4 protein-coding genes are annotated in these 3,803 nt (G+C 61.9%); 1 reads left to right on the top strand and 3 read right to left on the bottom strand.

The genetic code is table 11. The features are described 5' to 3' along the window. Positions 1–897 (top strand): signal peptide peptidase SppA (gene sppA, locus ACJWXQ_RS07320; protein WP_406672487.1); only part of this gene is annotated, 897 nt, incomplete at its 5' end. A 78-nt stretch (positions 898–975) separates the two neighbouring features. Here the strand turns inward: sppA and ACJWXQ_RS07315 are convergent. From ACJWXQ_RS07315 to ACJWXQ_RS07305, 3 genes are all read right to left on the bottom strand, one after another. Next, positions 976–2,253: a M48 family metalloprotease gene (locus tag ACJWXQ_RS07315; RefSeq protein ID WP_346050055.1), complete on the bottom strand. Its 1,278-nt coding sequence runs from the start codon at positions 2,251–2,253 to the stop codon at positions 976–978. 139 nt (positions 2,254–2,392) lie between these two features. Beyond that, entirely contained in the window at positions 2,393–3,418 is a 1,026-nt protein-coding gene (gene tdh, locus ACJWXQ_RS07310; protein WP_346050053.1) for an L-threonine 3-dehydrogenase, read from the bottom strand. Positions 3,419–3,427: 9 nt separating this feature from the next. Beyond that, positions 3,428–3,803, bottom strand: a 376-nt coding sequence (locus ACJWXQ_RS07305) for an aminotransferase class I/II-fold pyridoxal phosphate-dependent enzyme (RefSeq protein WP_406672486.1), incomplete at its 5' end; no start/stop codon positions are given.

The raw sequence follows: 3,803 nt of genomic DNA, 5'->3' as shown, positions 1-3,803 counted from the left end.
GGACGCGGTAAGACCATTGCGGTGATCCCGGCAGTCGGTCCAATCATGGACGGCAATCAGCCGCCCGGTGCCATCGGTGGTGATTCCACTGCCCGCCTGATTCGCGATGCCCGGCGCGACGATTCTGTCGAGGCGATTGTATTGCATGTGGACAGCCCTGGTGGTTCGGCCTTTGCCTCCGATGTCATCCTCAGGCAGCTGGAACTGGCCCAGGAAGACGGCAAGGTCGTGGTCGCCTCAATGGGTAGCGTGGCGGCGTCTGGTGGTTACTGGATTTCCATGGCTGCCGATGAGATTTGGGCCCATCCCACTACCATTACCGGTTCCATCGGCGTCGTCGCCATGTTCCCGACCTTTGAGGAAACCCTGAAAAAGATCGGGATTACCAGCGATGGCGTAGGCACCACGGAGATGGCGGGGTTGTTCCGTCCTGACCGGGCCATGAGCGACGATGCTCGTGATGCTCTCGAGCTATCCATCCAGCACAGCTACCGTGAATTCATTGAAAGGGTCGCCGAGCATCGTCAGATGTCGGTATCTGAAGTGGATGCGGTGGCCCGCGGGCGGGTCTGGAGTGGTATTGATGCCCACCGGACCGGTCTCGTGGATGAGCTTGGCGGTCTGGAGGAAGCCATTGATGCCGCGGCCAGTCTGGCAGAGCTGGAGCAGTGGCAGGTTCGCTACTGGGAACGAGAGCCGAGTTGGCGGGAGCAGTTCATGGCCGATCTGCTCGGTGGCGCCAGCGCTGAGGTGCTTGGCCTGAATGAAAGTCGCCTGCGCCAGGCGCCTCACCGTGCTCTGCTGGAAGATCTGAAAGCAGACCTGGAGCGGCTGGATAGCTTCAATGATCCCAACCACCTGTATTACTACTGTGCGGCCTGCGATTTACGCCAGTGACGGTCGTTGCTTGCTAAGGCTTAAGGCCCCGGTTTCTGCCGGGGCCTTTTTCTTGGGAGCTCATATAGGGAATTGCCCTTAGTCGAAATCCACGCCCATTTCTTCCAGGGCGGCACGGGCGCGGCGGCCTGACTCGGAATCGGACTGGGCGGCGATGCGGTAGTGGCGGATGGCCTGATCTCGGTCGGCCGCACGTTTATGGATATGGCCCAGCTCCAGATGCGCCGGGGCAGTAGGCAACAACTCGATGCTGCGTTCCAGGGCGGGGCGGGCTTGCTCATCATCGGCCAGCGCTACGGCAGTCAAGCCAATCATCAGGTGGTGCTGGAAGTAATCGGCCTCTCGTTCCACGGCACGCTGGTAATGGCGCAGCGCCTCCCGGTGAGACCCCCGCTCGCGATGGATGTCACCTACCAGGGCGTGGAATCGCGCTTCCGTCGGTACCTGGTCACGGGCCTCGTTGGCGAGCCGCAGGGCCTGGTCCAGCTCACCCTGGCTTAGATGGCGGCGGGCCGTGTCCGCCTTGTCGTAGCTTGGCTGGTGGGCGCGCAGCAGGGCCATGGCCGATTCAAAGCGTTCCCGGCCCCATTCGCCCTCGCGGCCCAGACGCTCGGCGGTTGCCTCGTTGGCCCGGACCCGCTCTCGGGAAGGGGGGTGGCTGGCGAAGAGGCCATCAAGCCAGCCCTGGCGCCGATCCTCCGATAGCCGCAGGAAACGTTCCATGAGGTCCACTGCACCATCGGGGTGGTAGCCGGCACGGTGCATGTAGAGGGTGCCGAACTCATCGGCTTCCAGCTCATCACTGCGACTGAAGCGCTGGCCAATCAGGCCGGCGCCGATGGCAGCCGAGCCGACGATGGCGCCGGCATAACGGCTGTCACTGCTGGCGGCGGCCACGGCCAGAACGCCGGCCTGGAGAATCAGCTGTCGTTCCATGCGACGGGCACTGTGGCGGGCCGCGGCATGGACGATCTCATGGCCCAGCACGGCGGCCAGTTCGGCTTCGCTTTCGAACTCGGTCAGAAGACCGCGGTTGATGGCAATCTTGCCGCCGGGCAGGGCCCAGGCATTGGGCACACTGCTGTTGATGACGGTGAATTCATAGGGCAATTCCGGGCGGTCACTCTCACGCGCAACCCGCTGACCCACCTGGTTCACATAGTCCACCAGCCCCGGGTCCACCTGATAGTCCCCGCCCTGCATCTGGCGCAGTGGCGCGTATTGCTCCTCGCCAATGCCGATCTCCTCACGCTCGGAAATCAGCCGCAACTCCCGATCACCCGTGACCGGGTTCACCGCACAGGCAGCAAGGAGCAAGGGAATAATCACCAGAGAGAATATCCGCAATCTAAGCATGCCCGACCTCCACTCAACATGGATCCGATTCTAGCATTGGAGGAATGCGATATAGACAAACAAAAAGCCGGCCATCAGGCCGGCTTTTTGCAACTGACGATTAGCCAGGAATATCCGTTTTTTCGCAGCTCGCAGCTCCTCACCCCCAGTCCAGGACCACTTTGCCTGATTGTCCGGACCGCATGATGTCAAAGCCCTTCTGGTACTCATCGGCGCCCAGTTCGTGGGTCAGCACCGGGGATATGTCGAGCCCTGAATCCAGCATGGCCAACATCTTGTACCAGGTCTCGAACATCTCTCGCCCGTAGACCCCCTTCAGGAACAGACCCTTGAAGATCACCTCGTTCCAGTCGATGGCGGTATCGGAGGGCGGTATGCCAAGCAGGGCAACGCGGCCGCCATTGGTCATGGCGGAAATCAGCTGACGGAAGGCGGGGCCGGCGCCGGACATTTCCATGCCCACGTCAAAGCCTTCCTTCATGCCCATCTCCTGCATGACCTGTTTTAGGTCTTCGTTCTTGACGTTGACCGTGCGGCTGGCGCCCATTGTCCTGGCGAGGTCCAGTCGGTAGTCATTCATGTCGGTCACCACCACGTGGCGGGCACCGGCATGTTTTGCAATGCCGGCCGCCATCATGCCGATGGGCCCGGCACCGGTAATCAGGACATCCTCACCCACCAGGTCGAAGGACAGGGCCGTGTGGGTGGCGTTGCCGAAAGGATCGAGAAAGGCGGCGATCTCATCAGGCAGGGAATCCGGCAAGGGGTAGGCGTTCTCGGCCGGGATCACCAGATACTCGGCGAAACAGCCAGGGCGATTGACGCCCACGCCCACGGTATTGGGGCAGAGGTGGCGACGTCCGGCGCGGCAGTTGCGGCAATGGCCGCAGGTGATGTGGCCCTCGCCGGAAACCCGCTGGCCCTTTTCATAGCCTTTCACTTCCGAGCCCATGTCCACCACCACGCCGGAGAATTCATGGCCCACGGTCATGGGCACCGGGATGGTCTTCTGTGCCCATTCATCCCAGTTGTAAATGTGGATGTCGGTGCCGCAGATAGCGGTCTTTTTCACCTGGATCAGCAGATCATTCGGACCCGGCTCCGGCTCGGGCACGTCCTGCATCCAGATCCCTTCTTCAGCATGTTGCTTTACGAGAGCGCGCATAAGCCTTCCTCAATCGATTATGTTCATTTCGTGCCCGACCTTGGCGAAGGCCGCGATGGCACGGTCCAGGTGCTCCCGTTCCAGGCCCGCGGACATCTGGGTGCGGATGCGGGCCTTGCCCCGGGGAACCACCGGGAAGGAGAAACCGATGACATAGACACCTTCGGCCAGCAGGCGGTCCGCCATTTCGCTGGCCAGCTTGGCATCGCCCAGCATGACCGGAATGATGGGCGTCTCGCCCGGCAGCAGTTCAAAGCCCAGCTTTTCCATTTCCTGCCGGAAATAGCGGGTGTTGTCCCAAAGCCGCTGGCGGAAGCTGTCATCGCCGGAGAGCATGTCCAGTACCCGGATGGAGGTCTGGGCGATCACCGGGGCGAGGGTGTTG

Source organism: Natronospira sp. (assembly GCF_007134575.1).
Lineage (GTDB): Bacteria > Pseudomonadota > Gammaproteobacteria > Natronospirales > Natronospiraceae > Natronospira > Natronospira elongata.
This window is presented reverse-complemented; position numbering and strand designations above follow the sequence as displayed.

Excerpts from the sequence above, each read along its gene's own strand:
- tdh (WP_346050053.1), bottom strand. The coding sequence starts at position 3,418 with ATGCGCGCTCTCGTAAAGCAACATGCTGAAGAAGGGATCTGGATGCAG.
- ACJWXQ_RS07315 (WP_346050055.1), bottom strand. The coding sequence starts at position 2,253 with ATGCTTAGATTGCGGATATTCTCTCTGGTGATTATTCCCTTGCTCCTT.